Source organism: Streptomyces sp. NPDC048361, assembly GCF_040651795.1.
Taxonomy (GTDB): domain Bacteria; phylum Actinomycetota; class Actinomycetes; order Streptomycetales; family Streptomycetaceae; genus Streptomyces.
Genome location: NZ_JBEZKW010000008.1, coordinates 44,902 through 68,648, shown reverse-complemented (window position 1 = coordinate 68,648; position 23,747 = coordinate 44,902). Strand labels below are relative to the sequence as shown.

The following is a 23,747-nucleotide window of genomic DNA, read 5'->3' as shown; positions in this document are numbered from 1 at the left end:
CCGCCCGCATCACCAGCCTCGTACAGCTCGCCCGCTCCGGCATCCCGACGACGGCCGACGGGCGGGTGACGGCCCCGCTCTTCGGCTTCTCCTCCGGGTCGGTGTCGCGCCCGGTGCAGCGCCCGGTGCAGTGCCCGGTATCCCGCTCGATGGCGCGCCCCGGCGTCGCGATCGAGCGGCGCGCTCGGCGTCGCGCGCCCAGCGTCACGCGCTCGGCGTCGCGTCCGGCCTCACGCCCGGCGTCGCGCCCGACCTCGCGCTCAATGGCGTGCTCGGCGTTGCGACCGAGCGGGCACTCGCTCGCGTCAGCGGGTCTCGGCCTGGAACATCCAGGCGTGCTTCTCCAGCTCGGCCGTCAGCGCGATCAGCAGGTCCTGGCTGACCGGGTCGGGCTCGTCGGTCGCCGCGATACGCTCCCGCATCCGCTCCACGACCTTGCCGAGCGCCACGACCAGGATCTCCACCGCCTCGGAGTCCTTGATCCAGCCCTCCGGCACCGTACCCACCGCGCTGTCCCCGGCCACCGTCGCCGCACGCCCGTCCGGGTTCACACCCAGCGCCGCGGCACGCTCCGCCACCGTGTCCGAGTACTGCCGGGCCGTCGTCACCACATCGTCCAGCTGAAGATGCACGGAACGGAACCGCGGACCGACCACGTTCCAGTGCACCTGCTTGGCCGCGAGCGACAGATCGACCAGATCGACCAGCGCGCCCTGAAGGGCCGGACCGACGATCTTCAGCTGTGCATCGGACAGCGAACTCTTCACGACAGTCACCGTTTCACTCCATTTCACATGACCGCTGTCCGCCCGCAACGCTCGGCGTTACGCAGCCCATTACGGAGCGGACTGTTTACGGGGCCGTTGACGGGCCCGATATGTCGCGTTCCTCGAAAAGCGGGGCTCAAACGGGGGCGAGCAAAAAAGAAGGTGGCCCGCCGGATGTCCGGCGGGCCACCAAGCAAGCGGCGGTAGGCGTGAATTCGCGGGAGAGCCGCGCAGAAGCCAGAGGGAGCCTTGGTCTTCAGGCCTTCAGCCCTTCACAGAAGAGGTGCACCGTAGTACTGCCCGACCAGGTCGCGGTAGGCAGGGTCGTCGAGGTGGGTGGCCGGTTCGAACTCCGGCGAGTCCTTGACCTGCTCCCGGGTGAGCGCGACGTGGATCCTGTTGTCGTCCGGGTCGAGCCTGGTCACAGTACCGGCGGGCAGCAGGACACGCTTGCCGAAGATCCACGGCCCCGTGTCCACCACGAGGTGCGCCGAGCCCACCTCGTCGGAGTGGGTGTCGACCTTGCCGATGGACCCGTCGGCCGCCTCGACCTTCCAGCCGCGCAGATCCACCCCGGCGAGATGGCCGCTGGTGTCCTTGAAACCCCACAGGTTCTCGTTCATCGGAGGGTGTCCCTTCCCTTGCGGTATCACATTCGCGGAGCGCCACTCAGCCGGCGGCCCAAATCCGGTGGACCGCCGCCGAAGCGTCAGCCGAAGAGTCGACCGAAGAGTCAATTGCTCGCGCGTTCAGCGTGACGTCTGGCCGATCCGACGGAATTCAAACGGGTCGCGACTCCACCCACCGACTCCACCTACCTACGTCACTCCCGGACTTCACGCACAGACTTCACATACGGGCTTCACGTACGGACTTTTCGCACGGACTTGACGCACGGACTTGACGCACGCGTCGCCGCACACGGACGCCGGTCGCCCGCACCTCGGCCGGGTGGCCCGCACCGCTGGGCGTCAACGCCGGTGGACCCGTGTTGACTTCCACGTCTAGTGCAGATTCACTAGAGCCACCCTGATGTCAGCGCACTATGAACCGTTGGTGCGACCGTGGCAGCAGGCGGCCCGTCCGCGGGGCGGGTGCCAGAACCGCGCGGCGTAGGGCCGCACCGCATGGGAGCCCGGAAGGTGGGAGACGTCGTGGCCGTCTGCCCGTTCACGTCGCATGCCGTTGTCCATGCGGGTGTCGCACGCGTGACGCTCGCGGGCGAGCTCGACCTCGACACCGCGCCGCTGGTCCGCGACGCCGTCGTCGCCTGCCTGGCCGAGCAGCCGGCAAGCCTCTGCCTCGATCTGACCGATCTCTCCTTCTGCGACTGCGCCGGCCTCGGAGTCCTGCTGAGGGCGCGAATGTCGGCCCTCCAGGCGGGCGTACCCCTCGTGGTGGAAGGAATGGGGACACAGCCGGCGCGGCTGCTCGCGCTGATCGGAGGCGAAGACATCTTCACCCAGCGCACCCCGGAGAGAGAATCCACCCCGGAGACGGATATGGAGCCGGGCTGGGAGACGGGTGCGGAGCCGCATAAGGAGCCGGACCCGGGTCCGGCGGACGGGCTCTCGACCACGGACTCCGAGCACCTCGACGCGGAGGCGGAAGCCACCTTGTGGCCGCCGGTCCGAGACCTTCTGGCATGATCGTGTGGGCCGCCACCAGCAAGGATGCGCCGATGTCTTCACCTCCCCCGCACGGTCGACCGGTCAGGATCCTGCTCGTCGAGGACCACGACATGGTGGCCGAGGCGATATGTCTCGCGCTTGAGCGCTCACCCGATCTGCAGGTTGTGGGGCGTGCGGCATCGGTGGCCTCGGCCCTGGCCGACGCGCGGCGCTGTGCGCCCGACGTCGTCCTGATGGACCGGCGGCTGCCGGACGGCGACGGGATCGCCGCCATCACCGACCTCCTGGCCCTCGTTCCGGACGCGCGCGTTCTGGTCCTGGCCGGCGAGGGCACCGCGTCGGTGGCCGCGCGCGTCGCGCAGACGGGCGGCGTCGGCCTGATCCTCAAGGAGCGCGGCCTGAGCGAGCTGGAGGACGCCGTTCGCCGGGTGGCGTCCGGCGAGGCGGTCTTCAGCCAGGAACTCCTCGGCGACGTACTGGGCCGGCTGACCGGCCGGGTGCCGGGCCTGGGCGCGAACCTGACCCCGCGGGAGCGCGAGGTGCTCCACCTGCTCGGGGAGGGCCGCACCACCGCGGAGATCAGCGATCAGCTGGGCGTCGCCGTCAACACGGGACGCAATCACGTCCAGCGGGTGCTCGAAAAGCTGGGAGCCCGATCCCAGCTCGAAGCCGTGGCGATCGCGCGCCGCGAAGGGCTCCTCAAGTGATCGGGGCGCGCGAGCGAACCGGCTCCTCGAATGATCGGACCCCTCAGGTGAAGGGGCGCGCAAATGAACGGGTTGTCCAAGTGATCGGGCCCCTCAAATGAAGGGGCTGCTCAAGTGAACGGGTTGCTCAAGTGACGCGGGACCCAGGACCAAGGCCGCCGCGCAAGCCCGCGGCCCCGCTGTCGGAAACGGCCTTCACGCTGCTGGTGCAGGGGGTGCTCGACTACGGCATCTTCATGCTCGACCCCCACGGCCACATCATCAGCTGGAACGCCGGGGCGGAGCGGATCAAGGGGTATCGGGCCTCCGACATCCTCGGACAGCACTTCTCGGTCTTCTACCCGCCCGAGGACCAGGCGTCGGGCAAGCCGCAGTGGGAGCTGGAGACCGCCGTGACCGACGGCCGTCTGGAGGACGAGGGCTGGCGCGTCCGCAAAGACGGCTCCCGCTTCTGGGCCAACGTGGTCATCACCGCCCTGTGGGACGAAAAGGGCGTTCTGCAGGGGTTCGGCAAGGTCACCCGCGACATGTCGGAACGCCGGGCGGCCCAGCATGCCCTCAGCGAGCGTAGACGCCTCTTCGACCACCTGGTCCAGGCGCAGGAGACGGAACGGCGCCGGATCGCCTGGGACGTCCACGACGATTCGATCCAGGCCATGGTCGCCGTCGGGATGCGCCTCGAACTCCTGGCCGACCAGATGCCCGATGTGCACGCGGCCGAACTGCGGCGCCTCGACGCGTCGGTGCGCGACGCCATCACACGGCTGCGCAGTCTGACGTTCCGGCTGCACCCGCCGGGGCTCGACCGGCACGGCCTGGTCGAAGGGCTCTCCAGCCACCTGGACGACGTCGTGGGCTCGGCGTGGGGAATGCCGTACACCTTCGATCACGACCTGGACCGGAACCCCACCCCGGAAACGGCCGTCACGATCTTCCGTATCGTCCAGGAGGCGCTGCTGAACGTGCACAAGCACGCGCGGGCCACCCGGGTCGACGTGCGCATGCACTCCGGAGACGGGGGCATCACGACACGTGTGATGGACGACGGGACGGGCGCCCCCATGGCGCAGGCCGGCGCTCGCGACCACTTCGGAGTCATCGAGATGCGCGAGCGGGCCGAGACAGCGGGAGGATGGTGGTCCATGCATTCCCGACCGGGACAGGGCACGACGGTCGAGTTCTGGGTGCCGAACCCGCTGCCCGTCACGGACTCGGCGGACGAGGCGCCGTGACCAGCGCGCCATCCCCCGTCCCACCCGATACACCAGACGCACCGGGCACACCAGACGCACCGGGCAAGCCGGATACGCCGCTCAGCGTGCTGCTCTGCGACGACAACGCGCTGCTCCTCGAAACCCTGACCGAGGTCGTGCGAGCCCAGCCCGATCTGGAGGTCGTGGGCACCGCGCGCGACGACGAGCAGGCACTGCTCCTGGCACGCCGTCACCAACCGGACCTCGTGGTCCTCGACGTCCGTTTCCCCGGCGGCGGCCACCACGTCGCCAGGAACATCGCGGAGTGCTCCCCGGGCAGCCGCATAGTGGCGTTCTCCGCCTACGACGACAAGGCATCCGTCGAGCAGATGCGGAGCGCCGGCGTCCACGCGTACGTACTCAAAGGCGCGAGCAATCGCGAACTCGTCGAGGCCCTGCGCCGAGCAGTCGGCCCGCGCTGAAGACGATCCCAGGTCGCCCGGCTCTCTCCCGGCCGCGGTCCGGAGCACGCGCGACCGGGCCGAAATCGCCGGTGCACGAGGGCACTTGGGCGGGGAAAACGCAACGTCGACATCGCCCACGGAAGCAGCTACCTTCACCTGGTCCTCGGTGATCACCCACGGGGTTCATCCCCCACATGCAGGTCACCGAGTCGGTTTCCCACCAGCACCCCCAACCAGGGAGAGACGCTTGCCGCTGCTTGCTCTGTACACCTTCGGCGTCCTGAAGTCACCGCTCGCCGACCCCGCACCCGTCTCGCGCGCGTTCCACGACAGCGCCGAGCCCATTTACCGGACGATCAGCCGGCACCCCGGATATCTCGCTCACGCCGTAGCGGCGGAGGGCGAGCGGGGGTCCCACTTCGACGTGGACTGGGGTACGTGGGGCGAGTTCACCGTGCCGGCCTGGTACGGCAAGGGCCGAACGGTCGAGACGATCGCCCTGGCCGCGTCCCTCTCCCTCTGGACCGACCTGAGCCCCGCCTTCGAAGCCATCTACACCGGGCTGCACCGTACGGCGCTGAACAGGCGTTACGACTGGTTCGACAGGACAGGTCACCCGAGTCACGCGCTCTGGTGGATCTCCGACGGCGCGCTACCCACCTGGCAGGACGGGGTTTCCCGGCTGGAGCACCTCCACGACCACGGCTCCGCGCCGCGCGCCTTCACCTTCCACCACGCGTTCGCCCCGGACGCAACTCCGGCCAAGATCAGCGGCGTAGAGCCGAAGGGCGAGCAGGTTCACTGACGACGAAGCCTGAATTACGGCGTGCACCGTCAAGCGCTTCGGCAACGGCCAAGGGCCGGTGTCGGATGGTTCCGATACCGGCCCTGACCTGCGACTGTCTCCAGTCGGGACGACAGGATTTGAACCTGCGACCCCTTGACCCCCAGTCAAGTGCGCTACCAAGCTGCGCCACGTCCCGATGCCCGTCTGACCTGGGGTTTCCCCCGGCCGTTCGTGCATGAGAACCATACCGCACTCTGGGGCCGCGCCAGGAACGGGGCACAATCGGCCCATGGAGAGTTCTGCACCCCGGGATCGTGACGCCGAGGGCCGGGCGCGCAACGCCAGGCCCAGGGACGGGCTCGGGCGGCCGCTGCCGTACGGCGCCGAGGGCGTGGCCCGGCAGCCGGAGGGCGTGCCGCGGGCACCGCGGGAGACGGTGCGCGAGGCGCAGCGGCTGCTGGCGGCGGGGATGCCGTTCCACGCCCATGAGGTGTTCGAGGACGCGTGGAAGGCGGGCCCGGAGCAGGAGGAGCCGCTGTGGCGCGGATTGGCGCAGCTCGCCGTGGGCCTCACGCACGCCGCACGCGGCAACGCGAAGGGCGCCTCGTCGCTCCTTGAGCGCGGCACCGGGTCGCTCGCCCGGTACGCGGCGCAGGCCGGCGTACCGGCGTACGGCATCGATCTGGACGGGCTCGCCGCATGGGCGCGAAAGCTGGCGGGCCGGCTGCCGGGCCCCGTCGACGCGGCGGCTGACGCGCCCCGGCTCACGGGCTGAGAAGCGCCACGTCGACGCATCCCGGCTCATGGGCTCGCACCGCCGGCCCGCCCCCGGCTTACGTGCCTGCAGCGCACCCGTCGGCCCGCCCCCGGCTCACGGGCCGAGGAGCACCACGTCGAGGGTACGGGGGCCGTGTACGCCTTCCACCCGGTCGAGCTCGATGTCGCTGGTCGCGGAGGGGCCCGAGATCCATGTCAGCGGGCGGCGGGGGTCGAGGCGGTCCATGGCTTGCGGAACGGAGGCGACCACCTGGCCGGGAACGCGTACGACGCAGATGTGGTGGTCGGGGACGAGGGTGATCCGGCGCCGGCCCTGGGCCGGTCCGGCGTCCAGGATGATGGTGCCGGTCTCCGCGACGGCCAGCGCGCAACCGGTGATCACGCTGTCCACGGCGTCGAGTTCGGCTGCCGTGGACTCCTCGGTGTCCTCCACGACGCGTACACGGCCGGTGTCCATGAGCCAGGTGTCCGGCACCCCCGTCGGCACCAGGACGCTCGTGGCCCCGCGTGCGGCGAGCAGCCCGGCGATGAGCGGGGCCACGCCTGCGCCGTCCGTGCGGTGCACCCGGGCGCGGTAGTCGGCGAGGTTGTGGTGCAGCAGGTCGAGTACGGCCGCCGGGTCGTCGGGGGTGTGGCTGTGCAGGTACGAGCGGGCGGGGGCGGGGGCCTCGGGCGCACCGTCCACGGCGGCACGGACGCGGGCCAGGATGCGGTCGCGTGAGCTCACGTGCGGTTCTTCCTCCACCAGTCACGGAACGGTTCTGCGGGCAGTTGCGGCAGGTCGCGGCTGTCGGTCCAGGCGCTCGCGCCGGGTGGCCGCTTGGGGTGCAGCGCGCGGGTCCGCGCCGTGAGCCGCTCCCCCGCCGCCATCGCCGCCGGATGGTCCATGGCCCACGCGGCCGCCTTCATCGCGGCCTTCTCCCAGGGGTGGCCGCCCTGGCCCGCGACCTTCTCGCGGAGGTGGACCAGCACCTCCGGGATGTCGATGGCGACCGGACAGACCTCGTAGCAGGCGCCGCACAGGGAGGACGCGTACGGGAGCGAGGCGTCGATCTCGCTTGCCGTTCCCCGTAGTTGGGGGGTGAGGATGGCGCCGATGGGGCCGGGGTAGACCGAGCCGTAGGCGTGGCCGCCGGCCCGTTCGTAGACCGGGCACACATTGAGGCAGGCCGAGCAGCGGATGCAGCGCAGGGCCTGGCGGCCGACGTCGTCCGCGAGGGCGTCGGTGCGGCCGTTGTCGAGCAGGACGAGGTGGAAGGTGCGCGGGCCGTCGCCGTCGGCGGTGCCGGTCCACATGCTGGTGTAAGGGTTCATCCGCTCGGCCGTCGAGGAGCGCGGCAGGGTCTGCAGGAAGACTTCCAGGTCCCGCCAGGTGGGGATCGTCTTCTCGATGCCGACGACGGAGATCAGCGTGTCGGGCAGGGTCAGGCACATGCGGCCGTTGCCCTCGGACTCGAAGACGACCAGGGTGCCGGTCTCGGCGATCATGAAGTTGGCACCGGAGATCCCGACTTTGGCCCGCAGGAACTTCTCGCGCAGATGCAGCCGGGCCGCTTCGGCGAGGTCGGCCGGCTCGTCGGTGAGGCCGTCCGGGGCCGGCCTGCCCCAACTTCCCATCCGCTCACGGAAGATGGCCCGGATCTCGCCACGGTTGCGGTGGATCGCGGGGACCAGGATGTGCGAGGGCCGGTCGTCGCCGAGCTGGACGATGAGTTCGGCGAGGTCGGTCTCGTAGGCGTGGATGCCTTCGGCGGCGAGCGCCTCGTTGAGGCCGATCTCCTGCGTCGCCATCGACTTGACCTTCACCACCTCGCTCTCACCGGTGGCCTTGACGAGATCGGTGACGATCCGGTTGGCCTCCGTGGCGTCGGCGGCCCAGTGCACGATGCCGCCTGCGGCGGTGACCGATTCCTCCAACTGCTCCAGGTAGTGGTCGAGATGGCGCAGCGTGTGGTCCTTGATCTGTTTGCCGGCCTCCCGCAGCTCCTGCCAGTCGGCGAGTTCGGCGACGGCCTTGGCGCGCTTGTCGCGGATGGTGTGGGTGGCGTGCCTCAGGTTGTCGCGCAGGGTGGTGTCGCGCACGGCGTCGCGTGCGGCCCGCGGGAAGGCGGGCATGCCGATGAAGGTGCCGCTCGTGCCCGGGTTCATACGTAGGGCTCCGCTTCCGTGCTGGAGAGGATCTCGGCGATGTGCAGGGGTCGCATCGGGGAGTTCTGACGGTGCAGGATGCCGCCGATGTGCATCAGGCAGGAGTTGTCGGCGCCGCACAGCACGCCGGCGCCAGTGGAGACGGCGTTGCGTACCTTGTCGGTGCCCATGGCCGCCGACACGTCGGGGTTCTTCAGCGCGAACGTGCCGCCGAAGCCGCAGCACTCCTCGGCGCCCGGCAGTTCACGCAGGCCGATGCCGTTGACGGCGGCGAGGAGCCGGCGTGGCCGGTCGCCGAGGCCGAGCAGGCGTACGCCGTGGCACGAAGGGTGGTAGGTGACGGTGTGCGGGAAGTACGCGCCGACGTCGGTCACGCCGAGTACGTCGACGATGAACTCGGTCAGCTCGTACACGCGCGGCGCCAGCGTCTCGGCCGCCTCGGTCAGCTCCGCGCCGTCGCCTTCCGCGCCCCTGCCGCGGTCGCTCCCGCCTTCGGCAACCGCTTTGCGGGCGATGCGCGGATAGTTGTCGCGGATCATCGCGGCGCAGGAGCCGGACGGGGTGACGATGTGATCGTAGCCCGCGAAGACCCGGGCCATGCGGCGGACCAGGGGCTCGGTCTCGTGGCGGTAGCCGGTGTTGAACTGGGGCTGCCCGCAGCAGGTCTGGCCGGGCGGGAAGGCGACCTCGACCCCCAGCCGTTCGAGCAGCTTCACCGTCGCGATGCCGGTGGCGGGATACACCGCGTCGTTGACGCAGGTGACGAAGAGTGCGACGCGCATGGTCGGAGGATATGCCGGGTGGCGGCCCCGGATCGAGCAAGCCTCACCAGGTCAGCGGGAGTTCCTCCGGTGACCGGTGGATCATCGTCGGCCGCATGACGACGGGTCTGTCCTCGGCGAGGCGCAGCCCGGGCAGCCGCGCCGTGAGGAGTTCCAGCGTGATCCTCAGCTGTTCGCGGGCCAACTGGGAGCCCGGACAGCCGTGTACGCCGTATCCGAAGGCGAGGTGGCGGGCGGGCGGCCGGGTGATGTCGAAGACGTCGGGACGTTCATGGCGGCTGGGGTCGCGGTTGGCGGAGCCGTATGCGACGAACACCACGGCGCCGGTGGGGAGTTCGGTGCCGGACAGGACGACCGGGCGGGTCGTGATGCGGCGGAAGCCCTGGATCGGACTGTCGTAGCGGGCTGCTTCCTCGACGGCGGCCGGAATCAACTCGGGCTTCTCACACAGCAGTTCCCACTGGGCGCGGTGGTGCATCAGATGGAGCAGCAGGGATCCGGTCAGGGCGCTCGTGGTGAGGTGTCCGGCGAGCAGGAAGTTCTGCAGGTGGGCGACCATCTCGTGGCGTTCGTCGAGGGTGAGCTCGTCACCGGCCGACTCGCCGCGCGCGGTGAGCGCCGCGATCAGCGAGGAGCACAGGTCGTCGCGGGGGTGGGCGTGCCGTTCCCGTACGTAGGTGTCGAGGAGGTGTTGCATCTCGACGATGTCGCGGGCGGCGGCGAGCTGGTCCGCCTCCTCCATCGGCCGGAACAGCAGCTGCTCGGCGCGGTAGCCGCCGTGCACGGCGAGCGGGACGTCCGCGGGGTCGAGGCCGATCAGGTGCCCGATGACCTGGCCGGGGAGTTTCAGGGCGTACTCGGCCATGAGGTCGGCCGAGCCGCGGGCCGCGAAGCCGTCGATCAGCTCGGCGGCCCGTTCGGCGGCGTACGGCACGACGGCGGCGACGCGCGAGGGAGAGAGGCCCTGCACGACGGGGGCGCGCAGCCGTTGGTGCAGAGCGCCGTCGGAGCTGACCACGACGGGGCGGCCGCCGAAACCCCGGCCCATCTCGGCGAGCACGGTGGGGCCGGGCAGGACGTCGGGGCGCAGCGCGTTGGCGGAGGAGAACGCCTCAGGGCGGCGCAGCACTTCGCGTACGTCGGCGTCGCGGGCCACCAGCCACGCGTCGAGCTCCGGCACGAACGTCAGTCCTTCGGCGTTCCGGGCCCGCGCGTAGTGCGGATACGGGTCGCGCTGCAGCGCGTCGAGCCGGGCGTGCTCATGCCTGTCCACAGGCCCATCGTCTACGACCCGTGGCCACATCGGAAGAGCGCCGCCACGGCGGAACGCGGCGGTTTCGCCGCCGGGGCCGTGCGGGGGTCCCGGCGCCGGGTGCCGACGGCTGTACGGAGGCTCGGCGGCAGCCGCGGAGGGCCGCTCAGGAGCCCCGGCGGCAGCCGCGGACGGCTCAGGAGGTCCGGTCGAGTACCCCGATCAGGCGGGTGACGGTGGCCGCCATCGCCTGGCGTCCGACGGTCAGATAGGTGCGGGCGTCGACCGCCTCGGGGTGGGCGGCGAGGTAGGAGCGGATGGCGTCGGTCATCGCCAGGTTCAGCGCGGTGCCGATGTTGACCTTGGCGATGCCGCCGGCGACGGCGGCCGCGAGCGCGTCGTCAGGGACACCCGACGAGCCGTGCAGCACGAGCGGCACGCGCAGCACGGCGTCGAGGCGGCCCAGCAGGGCGTGGTCGAGTTCGGCGGTGCGGGAGGTCATGGCGTGGCTGCTGCCGATGGCGACGGCGAGCGCGTCGACGCCCGACTCGGCGACGAACTGCCGTGCCTGTTCTGGGTCGGTGCGCGCGCCGGGCGCGTGGGCATCGAGCGGCGCCTTGCCGTCCTTGCCGCCGACCTCCCCCAACTCGGCCTCGATCCACAGCCCTTGGGTATGCGCCCAGTCGGCGGCGGCCCGCGTGGCGGCCAGGTTCTCCTCGTACGGCAGATGGGCGGCGTCGTACATCGCGGAGCTGAAGCCGGCGTCGGCCGCCTGGCGCAGGAGTTCGTCCTGCTTGACGTGGTCGAGGTGGAGCGCCACCGGCACGGAGGCGGCTTCGGCGGCGGCGGCCGCCGCGCGGGCCAGCGGCAGGACCCGGCCGTAGCGGAACTTGACGGCGTTCTCGCTGATCTGGAGGACCACCGGCGACTTGGCCGCCTCGGCGCCGGCGATCACGGCCTCGGCGTGTTCGAGCGTGATGATGTTGAAGGCCGCGACGGCGCGGCGTTTGACGGCGGCCTCGGCGACGAGCGTGCCGGTCCGTGCGATGGGCATCAGTACTTCCCCTTCACCTGTGTCACGTTTTCACCTGCGGCGTGCGTGCACCTGAAGCGCGCACGCACCTGTCTCGCCCATGCACCGGGTCGCGCATGCACCTGGGGCGCGCATGTACCGGGGTCGCGCCGTTCGGTCTCGGGCGGCGGCGCGCGCTCAGGCGCCGTCGAGGATCACCGAACGGGTGAGGTGGCGCGGCCGGTCCGGGTCGAGGCCGCGGGCGGCTGCGACGGCGACGGCGAGGCGCTGGGCGCGGACGAGTTCGGCGAGCGGGTCGAGGCGGCCCTCGATCCACAGCGCGCCGGTGGCGGCCACCTGGCCGGCGAGACCTTCGGGGGCTTCGCCGAACATCCAGGTGGCCGTCGTGGTGGTGGAGATGCTGATGGGGCCGTGGCGGTACTCCATCGCCGGGTAGGCCTCGGTCCAGGACAGTGACGCCTCGCGCATTTTCAGCGCGGCCTCCTGGGCGAGGCCGTTGGTCCAGCCGCGGCCGAGGAAGCTGAACTGGGTTGCCTCCACCAGCCGTTGGGGCAGCGGATCGGCCAGGGCGGTGCGGGCGTCGGCGACGGCCTGTTCGGTGTGCAGCCCGAGGTGGGCGCGGAGCAGGGTGAAGGCGGTGGTCGCGAAGCGGGTCTGGACGACGGACTCCTCGTCCGCGAAGTCAAGGACGACGATGTCGTCGGCGGCCCGCATCACGGGCGTGGCGGGGTCGGCCGTGATGGCGGTGGTACGGGTGCGGTCGCGCACCTGGGCCAGCAGGTCGAGGACTTCGGTGGTGGTGCCGGAGCGGGTGAGGGCCACGACGCGGTCGTAGGTGCGGGCGGCGGGGAATTCGGAGGCGGCGAAGGCGTCGGTCTCGCCCAGACCCGCGCTCTCGCGGAGCGCCGCGACGGCCTGCGCCATGAAGAAGGAGGTTCCGCAGCCGACGACGGCGACGCGTTCGCCGGCGGCCGGCAGGGCGTCCTTGTGCTGGACCGCAGCGTCGGCCGCCCGCTTCCAGCATTCGGGCTGGCTGCTCAGTTCGTTCTCGACATGGCTCATGCCGGGCTCCCACCCTCTGAATGTTGCGGGCCTCTGAATGGTGCGCACCGTAGTGCTTGTTTCTGCAAAATATAGCTTGATTTCGAGCACGATCAAGCATTTTGGCGTGCGCTAAGGTCATTACGGACGGTTACCGGTACGAAGAACGGGGATGCGGATGTCGCGTGACGCCCGCTGGCAGACGCTTCTGGTGCTGCTCGTGGAGCAGGGCCGCCTCGACGTCGACGAGGCGGCGACCGCCCTCGGGGTATCGGCCGCGACGATCCGCCGCGACTTCGACCAGCTCGCCGAGCAGCAGATGCTCGTACGCACCCGGGGTGGCGCCCTGGTGCACGGCGTCTCCTACGAGTTGCCGCTGCGCTACAAGACGGCGCGGCAGGCGTCCGAGAAGCAGCGGATCGCGAAGGCCGTGGCGGATCTGATCGCTCCCGGCGAGGCGGTCGGCCTGACCGGCGGCACCACGACCACCGAGGTCGCCCGGGCACTCGCCGTGCGCCCCGAACTGTCGCACGGCTCACCGGCGTTGACGATCGTGACGAACGCGCTCAACATCGCGAACGAGCTCGCGGTGCGGCCGCAGTTCAAGATCGTGGTGACGGGCGGGGTGGCCCGCCCGCAGTCCTACGAACTCACGGGGCCGCTCGCGGGCGGGGTCCTGAACCAGATCACGATGGATGTGGCGGTGCTCGGCGTCGGCGCCTTCGACGTGACGCACGGGGCTTCGGCGCACGACGAGGACGAGGCCGGCATCAACCGGCTGCTGTGCGAACGGGCGGACCGGGTCGTGGTGGCGGCGGACTCGACGAAGCTGGGGAAGCGGACCTTCGCCAGGATCTGCGCGACATCGCTGGTGGGCACGCTGGTGACGGACACATCCGTGTCGGACGAGATGGCGGCCCGGTTCACCGAGGCCGGGGTGACGGTCGTCGCGGTCTGATCCGCCGTCAACCGCCTTTCGGACGCGGGCGGTTGAGTTGTCAGCGCCGCCGGTTGAGCGGGGGGGGGGCCGGTTGAGCCCGGGGGCCGGTTGAGCCGGGGGTTGGCCCGGGTCAGCCGATGCTCAGCGCCGGGAAGATCACCGACTCCAGGAGTCCCAGCAAGGTGTCCTCACCGCGGAATCGGTCCTCGAAGAGCCGCTCGACGCGCAGCATGCCCATGATCATGGGGGCGACGTAACCGAGTGCCGGATGACCGGCCGCGACCTCGCCGCGCTCGACGCCGCGCGCGAGCATCGCGTCGAGTGCGGCGATCTCTGGGTTGAGGACCGTCTCGCGCAGGGCTTCACGCAGGTCGGGGTGTTTGATGTAGGCCTGCCCGACGGCCTCCATCAGCTCGGTGTCACGCCCCTCACGCCGGCCGACCGCACGGGCCGCCTCGCGCAGATCACCGGCGAGCGTCCCGGTGTCGATGCCGGAGAAGAACGAGCAGCGGCTCGCGCTGAGCGCCGCCGTGACCAGGAGCGGCTTGCTCTTCCACTGCCGGTACAGCGTCGCCTTGCCGCATTTGGTGCGCGCGGCGACGCCCTCCATGGTCACGGAGTCGTAGCCGCCCTCTCTGAGCAGGTCGAGCACCGCGTCGTACAGCTCCAGCTCCCGCTCGGGGCTGATCTTGCTGCGGCGGGCAGCGGCCGTGGCGGCCTGTGTCGACATCGTTCCCTCCGGAGAAAAACAAGCGGCACTCCTGCACGTACGAGAGTAGGCTCCGCTCAATCGAGACGCAAACGTATCGAGACGTTTGCGTCTCGATGAGTTTGGATCTAGCCTTCCTACGTTTGCTTATGTTTTTCCCACGTATCGATCCAGGTTCAAAGGGGCCGGAGAATGTTTGCCGGTATAACCACGGGGGCGCGTCGCCAGACCCGTCCCGCCGGACCGGAGACGACCGCTTCCCGGCCGCCCCTGGTGCGCGAGCTGCTGCTCGTGACCGCGCTCTTCCTCGTGTACAAGTTCGGCCGTCAGCTGGCCAACGGACACGAGGCGAGCGCCTTCGACAACGCCGACCGCGTGTGGAGCTGGGAGCGCGCGCTGCATCTGCCCGGCGAGGGGTCCGTACAGCATCTGCTGCTGCACGGCGACACCCTGGTGAAGGTCGCCAACACCTTCTACGCGACGGTGCACTTCCCCGCCACGGTGGCCTTCCTCGTCTATCTGTACCTGCGCCGCCCCGGCCACTATCTGTGGTCGCGCCGGGTGCTCGCCGGGCTGACCGCCGCCGCCCTGGTGCTGCACATCACGGTCCCGCTCGCGCCGCCTCGCATGCTGACCACTGCCGGGCTCGTCGACACCGCGCAGGTCTACGGCCCCTCGGTGTACGCGGCGACGCCGGACACCGACGCCATGGCCAACCAGTTCGCGGCGATGCCCTCGCTGCACTTCGGCTGGGCGCTGATGGTCGCCATCGGACTGATCACGGCGACCCGGAGCCGCTGGCGCTGGCTGTGGCTGCTGCACCCGCTGCTCACGCTGCTCGTGGTCGTCGGCACCGCCAACCACTACTGGCTGGACGCGATCGTGGCCACCGCTCTGCTGAGTGCGGTGCTGTACTTCGTGCCGGCGCCGAAGCGGCTCACACAGTTGCCTGCGGCATCCAAGCGGTTCCGCCGTACAACGCCCCCGCAGGCCGCCCATGCAGCCGCCGCAGCCGTCCCGCAGGCCGCCTATACAGCTGCCGCAGCCGCCGCATCCACCCTCCAGGCCGTCCAGGTCCCCGCGCGCATGCCGCTGCCCGAGCGAGCACCCGCGTTCCAGGCCGCGCCCCTCGCGCCGACCGCAGAGGAGTCTCCGCAGGCGTCCGCTTCCCCGCGCACACCCGCACCCCGGCTCTCCCCTCAGCTCTCCGAGGCCGTTCGATGAACCAGTCCGCACTGCTCGCCATCCTGCTTTCGCTCGCCTCGGCCGCCGGCTACGCGCTGGCCGCCGTCGCCCAGTCCCGGCTGGCCGCCCAAGGGGGCGGCGGTGTCGGCCAGCTGCTCGCCCGGCCGCTGTGGTGGTGGGCGGTCGGCCTCAACGCCGCGGGCGCCCTCATGCACGTGGCCGCCCTGCACTACGGCCCGCTCACTCTCGTCCAGCCGCTGGGCGCGCTCACCCTTGTCGCCGCGCTGCCGCTCTCCGCGTACTACGAGCGGCGCCGGGTCACACGGCGTGAGTGGCGGGGCGCGGCCTGGACGCTGGCCGGGCTCACCGGCCTGATCGCGGTCACCGGGCCCGCAAGCCCCGGCGACGCGCTCAGCCTGAGCGAGGCCCTCGCCATCACGGCGGCGACCGCGCTGCTCCTCGCCTTCCTGGTACGGAGCGGCGCGCACTCCGCGCACGGCGGCCGCCTCGGCTTCGCCACCGCGTCCGGCGTCGCCTCGGCGGTGGCCTCCGCGCTGACCCAGACGGTCACCGCCTCGCTCGCCACGGAGCTGCCGTCCGGTCCCCTCACCTGGTGGCAGACCACTGTGCTCACGGTGCTCGTGGCGACCTTCGCGGTCGGCGGTCTGCTGCTCTCGCAGGCGGCCTACCGCGGCGGGCTCGCCGCCCCGCTGGCCGTCGTCAACCTCGCCAACCCGGCGGCGGCCTCGGTGATCGGGGTCGCGCTGCTCGGTGAGAGCTTCCACGGTGGCCCGCTCGGCTGGCTGACCGCCGCCGCGGCGGCGGGAGTGGCGGCCCGCGGCGTCATCATGCTGACCGGCGCGACGCCGGCCGCGCCCGGCGCGGAGCGCCCGACGACGGTGCCCACGACGCTGCCCGTGACGGTCGCCGCGGACCTCCCTCTGCCGACGGCAGACCTCTCCCTGCCGCGGCCCGCGGACCTCCCCTCCCCGGAGCCCGCCGTGCACATCACGGCCTGACCGCCCAGATCCCGTCGGGCCGCGGCCCCGGAGCCGCCCTCACCCCGCCCCCGCCGGGGACGCCGGGGACGCCGGGGACGCCGGGTGCGCCGGGTGCGCCTCAGTCCGCAAGCGTGAACGCGTTCTTGGCGCGCTCCACCGATGCCTCACTCGCCGGCCCGCCCGGATTCTCCGTGGCCAGAGCCTGGTTGAGCGCCGCGAAGGGCCGCAGCCGCGCCTCGTACCGCGCGAAGGCCGGCCCGTGGTCACCGCCCGCGCGGCCGAGCGCGTCCGCGAGTTCGTACGCACCCACGAGTGCGAGGCTCGTGCCCTGGCCCGAGAGCGGCGAGGCACAGTACCCGGCGTCCCCGAGCAGCACGACCCTCCCCCGTGACCAGGGGGCGACGTGGACCTGGGCCATCGCGTCGGCGTAGAAGTCGGGCGCGGCCCACAGCGCCTTGAGCAGCCGGGTCCGCTCCCAGCGCAACGCGCCCATCCTCTCGGCGACCTGCCGCCTCAGGGCCTCGGGGTGCCGGGCCCCGGGGTCGAGCGGGCCCGACGCGAAGCCGAAGGTGATCCTCAACTCGGCGTTGCCGCGCACCGGATGGATCCCGTATCCCGCGTCGCCGTCGCGCTGCCACAGCTGCCAGTCGTCGAGGCCGAGGAAGTTCTCCGCGCTGAAGATCGCCAGACGCATGCCGAGGTGGTGCGAGAACCTCTCCTCCGGTCCGAAGACGAGGGCGCGCACCGCCGAGTGCAGTCCGTCGGCCCCCACCACGAGATCGAAGGGGCGAGACGGGCCGTGCTCGAAGTCGACCCGGACGCCGTGCTCGTCCTGAGCGAGCGCCGTGACACGATCGCCGTACATGAACTCGGCTTCACCGGACGCCAGTTGCTCCAGCATTCCCACCAGATCCTCGCGCAACAGCTCGATGTCTCCGCTGTCGAGGCGGCCGCTGCTGAAGGTGGCCTCCGTGGTCCGGTGGAGTTCGTTGCCGTCCGCGTCGAGCACGGACATGCCCCGCATCCGGGTGGCCGCCTCGCGCACCCGGCCGAGCAGCCCCATCCGCTCCACGACGTCGAGCGCCACTCCCCTGACGTCGACCGCCTGTCCACCGGGCCGCACCCCGCAAGCGCGCTCCACGACGGTCACCTCGAAGCCCCGCCGGCGCAGCCAGTACGCGAGAGCGCAGCCGGCCACGCCCGCGCCGGAGATGAGGACGGTCTTCATGGCTGACTCCTTCGTCGGACGAGACGACGGGAAAACCCCGTACACAGCCTGAATGTACGGCGTATTTTCAGCGCCACCAACGGCCAACTTGCCCTGTCTGCACTAGGACACGGTGGGGGAAGACCTCGTACGCGCTGCTAGCCTCTGCACTAGTACAGGCAGAGAGGCCGCGGGAGAAAAATTTCCGATGCCCCGGAGGGAAGGGCGAACGGCATGGCAAGGGAAGACGAGCCGCCCTATCGGCGCATCGCCGACGAGATCCGGCGGCGGATCACCAGCGGTGAACTCGCGCCGGGCGACCGGGTGCCCTCGACCCGGGGGATCGTCAAGGAGTGGGGGGTGGCGCTCGCGACCGCCACCAAGGTGCTGACCACCCTGCGTCTCGAAGGGGTCGTGGAGACGATCCCCCGGGTCGGCACCGTGGTGAGCGAGCGCGACGCCGCCCCACGGAGGCAACCGCCGCCGCGCGTCGGCGCCGAGCATGAGCTGACCCGGGAGCGGATCGTGCGGGCCGCCCTGGAGATCGCTGACGCCGAGGGCATCGGCGCGCTGTCCATGCGCGGGGTCGCCGCCCGGCTCGGGGTCGCCGCGATGGCGCCGTACCGGTACGTGCGCGGCAAGGACGACCTGGTGCTCCTGATGGCGGACACCGCGTTCGGCGAGGCGGGGTATCCGGCCGTGCCGCCGGACGGCTGGCGGGCCCGGCTCGAACTGGGCGGCCGGACCCTGTGGTCACTGTTCCGCAAGCACCCCTGGCTCGCCCAACTCGCCCCGCTCACACGCCCGTTGCTGCTCCCCAATCTGATGGTGCACGCCGAGTGGGCGCTGGCCGCGCTCGACGGGCACGGCCTCGAACCGGCCACCGTGATGGACGTCCATGTGCTCCTGTACGGCTATGTGCAGGGGCTCGCCGCCGGACTGGAGCAGGAGAGCCACGCCGCGGCCGCCACGGGAGTCAGCGAAGAGGGGTGGATGGAGCAGCAGGCCGCCGCACTCGACGCGCTGGTGAGGTCCGGCAGGTACCCGGTGTTCAGCCGGGTCACCGCGGCCCTCGCCGACGGGTACGAACTCCGCTTCGACGCGCTCTTCGAGTTCGGACTCGGCCCGCTGCTCGACGGCTTCGCGGGGATCGTCGAGGGCGGCGGACCAGGCGCCACCGGACCGCAGGTCGGCGGCGGACCAGGCGCCACCGGACCGCAGGTCGGCGGCGGACCAGGCGCCACCGGGCCCCAGGGCAGCGGCGGACCCGACGCCGCCGGACCGCGGCCCGCCGCCCCCGCGCCCCAGGTCAGGCGTTGACGTCCACGACGGTGCGCCCGCGGACCTGTCCGGCGAGGATGCGTTCCGCGACGCCGGGCACCTCGCCGAGGCCGACGAGCGTGGTCATCGCCTCCAGGCGCGCCATGTCGAGATCCCGGACGAGCCGCTCGTACGCCCTGATGCGGCGCTCCATCGGGGCCTGCACGGAGTCGATGCCCGCCAGCGTCACCCCGCGCAGGATGAAGGGAAGTACCGTGCCCGGCAGGCCGGTGCCCTGGGCGAGGCCGCAGCTGGTGACGGTGCCGCCGTACCGGGTGCCGGCAAGGACGTTGACGAGGGTGTGGCTGCCGACCGAGTCGACGGCGCCGGCCCAGCGCTCCTTTCCGAGCGGGCGGCCCGGCGCGGAGAGTTCGGCGCGGTCGATGATCTCGGCGGCGCCGAGTTCGCGCAGGTAGTCGCCCTCGGCGGGCCGGCCGGTGGAGGCGAGCACCCGGTACCCGAGTCCGGCGAGGAGCGTCACGGCCACCGAGCCGACACCGCCCGCCGCGCCGGTCACGAGCACGTCCCCGCTGCCCGGGGTGACGCCCGCGTCCTCCAGGGCGAGCACGCTGAGCATGGCGGTGTATCCGGCGGTGCCGATCGCGGCCGCCTGCCGGGTGGTCAGCCCGGCGGGCAGCGGGACCAGCCAGTCGCCGCTCACCCGGGCCTTCTGCGCGAACCCGCCGTCGTGGGCCTCGCCGACGCCGTAGCCGTTGAGCACCACCTTGTCGCCGGGCACGAACGACGCGTGCGTGGACGACTCGACGGTGCCCGCGAAGTCGATGCCCGGCACCAGCGGATAGCTCCGCACGATGCCCTTGCCGTGGGCGAGCGCGAGGCCGTCCTTGTAGTTGACGGTCGAGTAGTCCACGGCGACGGTCACATCGCCTTCGTGGAGGTCGTTCTCCTCCAGGGTGACGGTCTCGGCGTGGTGGCCCTGCTCGTCGTCCTTGCTCACACGGATGGCGCGGAATGACATCGAATCGCTCTCCTGGCAGTCGGGTGCCTGTTCAGCCGTACGCCGATCTTGCCCCAGCCCGCGTCGCACGCGTGCGGAGGGGCCGCACCGGACGGCTCACGGTACGGCCCCCGACCAGGTGACGGACGTCAGGACCTCAGGACCTCAGGACCTCAGGACGCGCTGATGGTCGCGCTCAAGCGTCACGTCACGCTCACGCGATCTGCACGGAGAAGGCGTGACCGGTCGGCTGCGACGGCGTCTTCACCTCCGTCGCGCCGGTCGCGGGGTCGAAGTACCACCCCGAGCCCGCCGAGGCGAGCTCCGCCGCGGAGCCGTACCGGTGCAGCCGCTTCCCGCCGAGCGCGACGACCCCGGGGGCCGCCTTGCCGTGGACGGTGAGACGGTAGGCTCGGGTGGCCGGCTTGCCCTGGTAACTGCCCGTGCTGGCACCGACGTTGATGACCGAGGCACGTCCGGCCGAGGTGACCTCGACCCGCTGGGTGGCCGACGCGCCCTTGCTGAACTGCCGGGTGACGCCGTCGTCCTCGTACAGCGTGTAGGAGGAGCTGCCGAGCCGCGGGTAGATGTCGTAGTCCAGCTCGCCCTTGTTCCGGGTCTGCCAGGACGTCGTGCCCTTGGGCCACATCGGCACGATCGAGCCGCTCTTCACGAAGAGCGGAAGGGTGTCGAGCGGGGCGGCGTAGTGGTCGATGGTCGTCGGGCCCTGGTAGGTCTTGCCCGTCCAGTAGTCGGTCCAGGTGCCCTTGGGCAGGTAGATGCCGTCACGGACGCTGGTGTCGCTGTAGACGGGCGCCACCAGGAAGTCCGGGCCTGCGAGGAACTCGTACTTGGCGTTGGCGCCCAGGGTGTTGGGGTCGTCCGGGTACTCCAGGGAGAGCGGGCGGACCGCGCCGACGCCGGTCTGCGTGGCGTCCTTGGAGAGCCCGTACATGTACGGGATGAGCCGCTCCTTCAGCTGGAGGTACTTGCGGTTGATGGAGGCGTACGGCTCGCCGTCGAGCCAGGGCTGCTGATCGGCGGCCTTGCCGGTGGTGAGGTCCTTGGCCCAGCCGTCCATCGTCATGATGGCGGGCAGGAACGCCTTCCACTGCAGGTCACGGGTGTACATCTTGGGGTCGTGGCCGAAGATGCTGCCGACGTCGCCGGTGTTGTACGCGATGCCGGAGAGCGTGGCGCCCGCGTACGTGGGGATCTGCCAGCGCAGGTAGTCCCAGCTGAGCTTCTGGTCGCCGCTCCACAGCACGCCGCAGCGCTGGGCGCCGGCCCAGGAGACGGGCAGCCACACGAAGCCGCGGGCATCGCTGTTGTCCTCGATGCCGGCCTTCGCCTGGTCGCAGGCGTTCAGGGCGAAGCCGTAGCCGTTGCCGACCCAGGCGACGTCCAGTTTCGCGACGCGCTGGCCGGCTTTGACCTGGTCGGCGAGCTTGTCGAGGCCGTCCTGGGTCCAGAGCCCCAGCTGGGCGTTGTGGGCCTGGAGGCCCTTGCCGGTCTCGGCGAGGTTCTCGTAGCCGCAGCCGTAGCCGTCGTTGACGAGCATCCAGCCGAGCGGCATCTGGTTCTGGGTGTAGCCGTCGGCCACCTTCAGCGCGTCCAAGGTGTGGCGCTCGCCGCGGTTGGCGTTGTGCAGGTAGCAGTCGGAGTCGCCGGGTTCGAGCCCGTACACCGGCGGCATGAACGGCTTGCCCACCAGGGAGGTGTACTTGCCGATGACCGACTTCACGTCACCGGTGAAGTAGTAGGCGTCCAGGCGCCGTTCCTGCTGGCCGGTGCGCACGCGGGGGCCGAAGTCGTACACGCCCGGGGTGAAGGTGTTGCGGAACACGCCGTACCCGGCGGAGGAGATGTAGAAGGGCTGGGAGTTGTTCCAGCCGCCTTCGTTCCAGTTGGTGTTGTTGCCCACGTTCATGACCTGGTCGCGGTGGGAGAAGCTCCCGTTCTGCTCGCCGCCGCCGAAGAACTGCTCGTCGGCGCCGCGGGTCAGGCTCTGGCGCATGCCGCCGGAGGTCCACCGCAGCGGGTCGGCCTCGGACCAGACGACGGTCCTGTTGTCGCCCTTGTAGAGCGCGAAACGGAGCGGCTTTTTGTACACGCGCAGGACGACGCCTTTGCTGTGGATGCCGTAATAGGCGCCCGTGTCAAAGGAGTTGGTGTTCTTCTGCGGCTTTGGCTGCGTCTGGATCATGTGGCTGCCGGGCGGATCGGTGAAGGTGCCGTCCGGTGCGGCACGCAGCCGCAGGGTGTCGTCGGCGAAGAAGTCCACGCGGGCCTTGAGCGCGCCGGCCGCGATGTCGTACGTGCCGCCCTTGCCGGCGAAGGAGGTGAGGTTCCCGGCGTCGGTCGGCTCGGGCAGGTAGGCGGTGCCGGTGAAGGAGTTGTGGTGCACGTCGTAGGGGACGACGACCACGTGGTACGTCCCCGACGCCTTCGGGATGACGGTGGCCTCGGGGTCGGCGGTGCCGGCGCTGGAGGCGACCTGCTTGCCCGCGTCGTCGTACACGTACAGGTCGAAGTCGTCGGTGGGGGTGCCCCATTGGACCGAGACGGGCACACCGCCCTCCGGGTTGTCGTCCCACTGGCCGGCCGGCGGCTGCACGGTGAGATCGAAGCGGGCGCAGACCGCGCCGTCGGGATCCTGCGCGGGCGGCGGGCACTTGTCGGGCGAGTCGACAGTGCCCTTCTCATAGACGGGGCTCTGCCAGGTAAGGGTCTTCGTCCCGCCGTCCAGCACACCGCCGGGCGGCGCCGCGGCCTCGGCCTGGGCGGCCGCGGGAACGGTCAGGGCAGTGAGGGCGAGTGTCAACGCCGCAAAGACGGCGAGGGCAGGTCGTCGGGGTGGGCGGGGGCTGTGCCAGGGGGTCCGCAAGGGTTCGTTCTCCGTTCGTACCGAGCAACAGCGGGGCGAAGAGTGCGCGTTCATGCTTGGAATCGTGGAGTTTCGAGCATCAAGATTCACCGTGGGGTGGGTACATGTCAACGCCTCGGGCGGAGGGAGGGGAGGGTCGGTCGGCGGATCTGCCGCGCGGGGCGGGGCGCGAGGTGGCGCGCGTGCGTGCGCAGCCCGCGGCGGTTACGCGGCACGGCGAACTGGACCACGCGGGCGGCGCACCGTCCGAGCGGGCGCGTCCCAGGCCGGCGGGACAGGACAAACCAGCCCGAACAGCATGCCGCAGGGCGGACGTTGCCCGGGACCGTCAACGCGGAACGAGCAACTCGGCGCAGCACGCCGCAGGGCGTCGGGCCACTGAGAGGCAACCACGACGGTGACGCCCCAAAGGCCACTCAAGACGGCCAGGCGGTCAGGGCGGTCAGGGCGGTCAGGGTGGTGAGGCCACTCAGGAGGGCCAGGCAGCCAGGACGGTCAGGACGGTCAGGACGGTCAGGACGGTCAGGACGGTCAGGGCAGAACGAACCAGTCCATGCCGAACGCCGCGGCCAGGCCCACCACGAGGAGCCAGGACCCGAGACGCGTACGCCCGTTGCGGCTCAGCTCGATGACCACGCCGCACAGGATGAGAGCGATCCCGTACACACCGACGACGAGTACGGAGGAGCGCGTGGCCAGGCGCACGACGAGGATCACCCCCATCGCCGCCATGAGCACACCGGCGGCGACCATCCGAACCAGCCGCGCCTGCCGAGGCGCCATGCCGCCGGCCAGGGGCTCAGCGGGGCCTGGCGAGTTGGCGGGCGTAGGAGCGTCGGCCGGGGCCGCGTGATCGGGGCCCCGGGAATCTGCTTCTCCGACGCCAGCGGGGTTTACGGGTTCCTCCAAAGCCCCATGCTCCGGGCCCCGGGAATCTGCCTCTCCGACGCCAGCAGGG

At 71.1% G+C, this 23,747-nt stretch carries 23 protein-coding genes and 1 tRNA gene; 10 read left to right on the top strand and 14 right to left on the bottom strand.

The window, feature by feature from the left end; all coding sequences use genetic code 11:
* Positions 1-305 precede the first annotated feature (305 nt).
* Together AB0D31_RS06840 and AB0D31_RS06835 are read right to left on the bottom strand one after the other, a co-directional pair.
* On the bottom strand, positions 306-776 hold the full coding sequence (locus tag AB0D31_RS06840) for a DNA starvation/stationary phase protection protein (RefSeq protein WP_362718022.1): 471 nt from the start codon (positions 774-776) through the stop codon (positions 306-308).
* Positions 777-1,039: 263 nt separating this feature from the next.
* Positions 1,040-1,390: a PRC-barrel domain-containing protein gene (locus tag AB0D31_RS06835; RefSeq protein WP_362718019.1), complete on the bottom strand. Its 351-nt coding sequence runs from the start codon at positions 1,388-1,390 to the stop codon at positions 1,040-1,042.
* Positions 1,391-1,894: 504 nt separating this feature from the next.
* Between AB0D31_RS06835 and AB0D31_RS06830 the strand changes: the two genes are divergently transcribed.
* From AB0D31_RS06830 to AB0D31_RS06810, 5 genes are all read left to right on the top strand, one after another.
* On the top strand, positions 1,895-2,416 hold the full coding sequence (locus tag AB0D31_RS06830; RefSeq protein ID WP_362718017.1) for an STAS domain-containing protein: 522 nt from the start codon (positions 1,895-1,897) through the stop codon (positions 2,414-2,416).
* Positions 2,417-2,448: 32 nt separating this feature from the next.
* Entirely contained in the window at positions 2,449-3,105 is a 657-nt protein-coding gene (locus AB0D31_RS06825) for a response regulator transcription factor (RefSeq protein ID WP_362718014.1), read from the top strand.
* Positions 3,106-3,236: 131 nt separating this feature from the next.
* On the top strand, positions 3,237-4,337 hold the full coding sequence (locus tag AB0D31_RS06820; RefSeq protein WP_362718011.1) for a PAS domain S-box protein: 1,101 nt from the start codon (positions 3,237-3,239) through the stop codon (positions 4,335-4,337).
* Positions 4,338-4,423: 86 nt separating this feature from the next.
* Positions 4,424-4,780 carry a response regulator transcription factor gene (locus tag AB0D31_RS06815; RefSeq protein WP_362718009.1) on the top strand — a complete coding sequence of 119 codons (357 nt, stop codon included), beginning with the start codon at positions 4,424-4,426 and terminating at the stop codon, positions 4,778-4,780.
* Positions 4,781-5,009: 229 nt separating this feature from the next.
* Positions 5,010-5,567, top strand: a complete 558-nt coding sequence (locus AB0D31_RS06810; protein ID WP_362718006.1) for a DUF3291 domain-containing protein — start codon at positions 5,010-5,012, stop codon at positions 5,565-5,567.
* Between the two features lie 104 nt (positions 5,568-5,671).
* Here AB0D31_RS06810 and AB0D31_RS06805 read toward each other — a convergent pair.
* Positions 5,672-5,745 (bottom strand) — tRNA-Pro (locus AB0D31_RS06805).
* Between the two features lie 93 nt (positions 5,746-5,838).
* On the opposite strand from AB0D31_RS06805, the gene AB0D31_RS06800 reads away from it, so the two are divergent.
* Positions 5,839-6,324, top strand: coding sequence for a DUF309 domain-containing protein (locus tag AB0D31_RS06800; RefSeq protein ID WP_362718003.1), 486 nt, complete (start codon positions 5,839-5,841; stop codon positions 6,322-6,324).
* 96 nt (positions 6,325-6,420) lie between these two features.
* On the opposite strand, the gene AB0D31_RS06795 is transcribed toward AB0D31_RS06800, so the two are convergent.
* From AB0D31_RS06795 to AB0D31_RS06770, 6 genes are all read right to left on the bottom strand, one after another.
* Positions 6,421-7,053, bottom strand: coding sequence for an LUD domain-containing protein (locus AB0D31_RS06795; protein WP_362718001.1), 633 nt, complete (start codon positions 7,051-7,053; stop codon positions 6,421-6,423).
* Positions 7,050-8,474, bottom strand: coding sequence for a LutB/LldF family L-lactate oxidation iron-sulfur protein (locus AB0D31_RS06790; protein ID WP_362717998.1), 1,425 nt, complete (start codon positions 8,472-8,474; stop codon positions 7,050-7,052). Before AB0D31_RS06790 ends, AB0D31_RS06795 begins: the two co-directional genes overlap by 4 nt.
* A complete protein-coding gene (locus tag AB0D31_RS06785; protein ID WP_362717996.1) occupies positions 8,471-9,256 on the bottom strand; it encodes a (Fe-S)-binding protein in 786 nt (261 codons plus the stop codon). The genes AB0D31_RS06790 and AB0D31_RS06785 overlap by 4 nt, the downstream gene beginning before the upstream one ends.
* Before the next feature lie 43 nt (positions 9,257-9,299).
* On the bottom strand, positions 9,300-10,529 hold the full coding sequence (locus AB0D31_RS06780; protein ID WP_362717994.1) for a cytochrome P450: 1,230 nt from the start codon (positions 10,527-10,529) through the stop codon (positions 9,300-9,302).
* 175 nt (positions 10,530-10,704) lie between these two features.
* A complete protein-coding gene (locus tag AB0D31_RS06775; protein WP_362717992.1) occupies positions 10,705-11,562 on the bottom strand; it encodes a class II fructose-bisphosphate aldolase in 858 nt (285 codons plus the stop codon).
* A gap of 156 nt (positions 11,563-11,718) precedes the next feature.
* Positions 11,719-12,603 carry an SIS domain-containing protein gene (locus tag AB0D31_RS06770; RefSeq protein WP_362717989.1) on the bottom strand — a complete coding sequence of 295 codons (885 nt, stop codon included), beginning with the start codon at positions 12,601-12,603 and terminating at the stop codon, positions 11,719-11,721.
* A 157-nt stretch (positions 12,604-12,760) separates the two neighbouring features.
* On the opposite strand from AB0D31_RS06770, the gene AB0D31_RS06765 reads away from it, so the two are divergent.
* The gene (locus AB0D31_RS06765; RefSeq protein ID WP_362718237.1) at positions 12,761-13,540 is read left to right on the top strand and encodes a DeoR/GlpR family DNA-binding transcription regulator; all 780 of its coding nucleotides are present in this window, start codon (positions 12,761-12,763) and stop codon (positions 13,538-13,540) included.
* 112 nt (positions 13,541-13,652) lie between these two features.
* Here the strand turns inward: AB0D31_RS06765 and AB0D31_RS06760 are convergent, their stop codons facing one another.
* Positions 13,653-14,252 carry a TetR/AcrR family transcriptional regulator gene (locus AB0D31_RS06760; RefSeq protein WP_362717986.1) on the bottom strand — a complete coding sequence of 200 codons (600 nt, stop codon included), beginning with the start codon at positions 14,250-14,252 and terminating at the stop codon, positions 13,653-13,655.
* A 171-nt stretch (positions 14,253-14,423) separates the two neighbouring features.
* Between AB0D31_RS06760 and AB0D31_RS06755 the strand changes: the two genes are divergently transcribed.
* The gene (locus AB0D31_RS06755; protein ID WP_362717984.1) at positions 14,424-15,455 is read left to right on the top strand and encodes a phosphatase PAP2 family protein; all 1,032 of its coding nucleotides are present in this window, start codon (positions 14,424-14,426) and stop codon (positions 15,453-15,455) included.
* Positions 15,452-16,435 carry a DMT family transporter gene (locus AB0D31_RS06750; RefSeq protein ID WP_362717981.1) on the top strand — a complete coding sequence of 328 codons (984 nt, stop codon included), beginning with the start codon at positions 15,452-15,454 and terminating at the stop codon, positions 16,433-16,435. Before AB0D31_RS06755 ends, AB0D31_RS06750 begins: the two co-directional genes overlap by 4 nt.
* Before the next feature lie 100 nt (positions 16,436-16,535).
* Here AB0D31_RS06750 and AB0D31_RS06745 read toward each other — a convergent pair whose 3' ends face one another.
* Entirely contained in the window at positions 16,536-17,645 is a 1,110-nt protein-coding gene (locus tag AB0D31_RS06745) for an FAD-dependent monooxygenase (RefSeq protein ID WP_362717978.1), read from the bottom strand.
* Between the two features lie 213 nt (positions 17,646-17,858).
* Between AB0D31_RS06745 and AB0D31_RS06740 the strand changes: the two genes are divergently transcribed.
* Positions 17,859-18,944 (top strand): TetR/AcrR family transcriptional regulator C-terminal domain-containing protein, encoded by a 1,086-nt coding sequence (locus AB0D31_RS06740; protein WP_362717975.1) that lies wholly within the window; start codon positions 17,859-17,861, stop codon positions 18,942-18,944.
* Here the strand turns inward: AB0D31_RS06740 and AB0D31_RS06735 are convergent.
* The 3 genes from AB0D31_RS06735 to AB0D31_RS06725 form a co-directional block, all read right to left on the bottom strand.
* On the bottom strand, positions 18,934-19,923 hold the full coding sequence (locus AB0D31_RS06735; RefSeq protein ID WP_362717973.1) for an MDR family oxidoreductase: 990 nt from the start codon (positions 19,921-19,923) through the stop codon (positions 18,934-18,936). The genes AB0D31_RS06740 and AB0D31_RS06735 overlap by 11 nt on opposite strands.
* Before the next feature lie 193 nt (positions 19,924-20,116).
* On the bottom strand, positions 20,117-22,726 hold the full coding sequence (locus tag AB0D31_RS06730; protein ID WP_362717970.1) for a TIM-barrel domain-containing protein: 2,610 nt from the start codon (positions 22,724-22,726) through the stop codon (positions 20,117-20,119).
* 594 nt (positions 22,727-23,320) lie between these two features.
* The gene (locus tag AB0D31_RS06725) at positions 23,321-23,698 is read right to left on the bottom strand and encodes a hypothetical protein (protein ID WP_362717967.1); all 378 of its coding nucleotides are present in this window, start codon (positions 23,696-23,698) and stop codon (positions 23,321-23,323) included.
* Between the last annotated feature and the right edge of the window lie 49 nt (positions 23,699-23,747).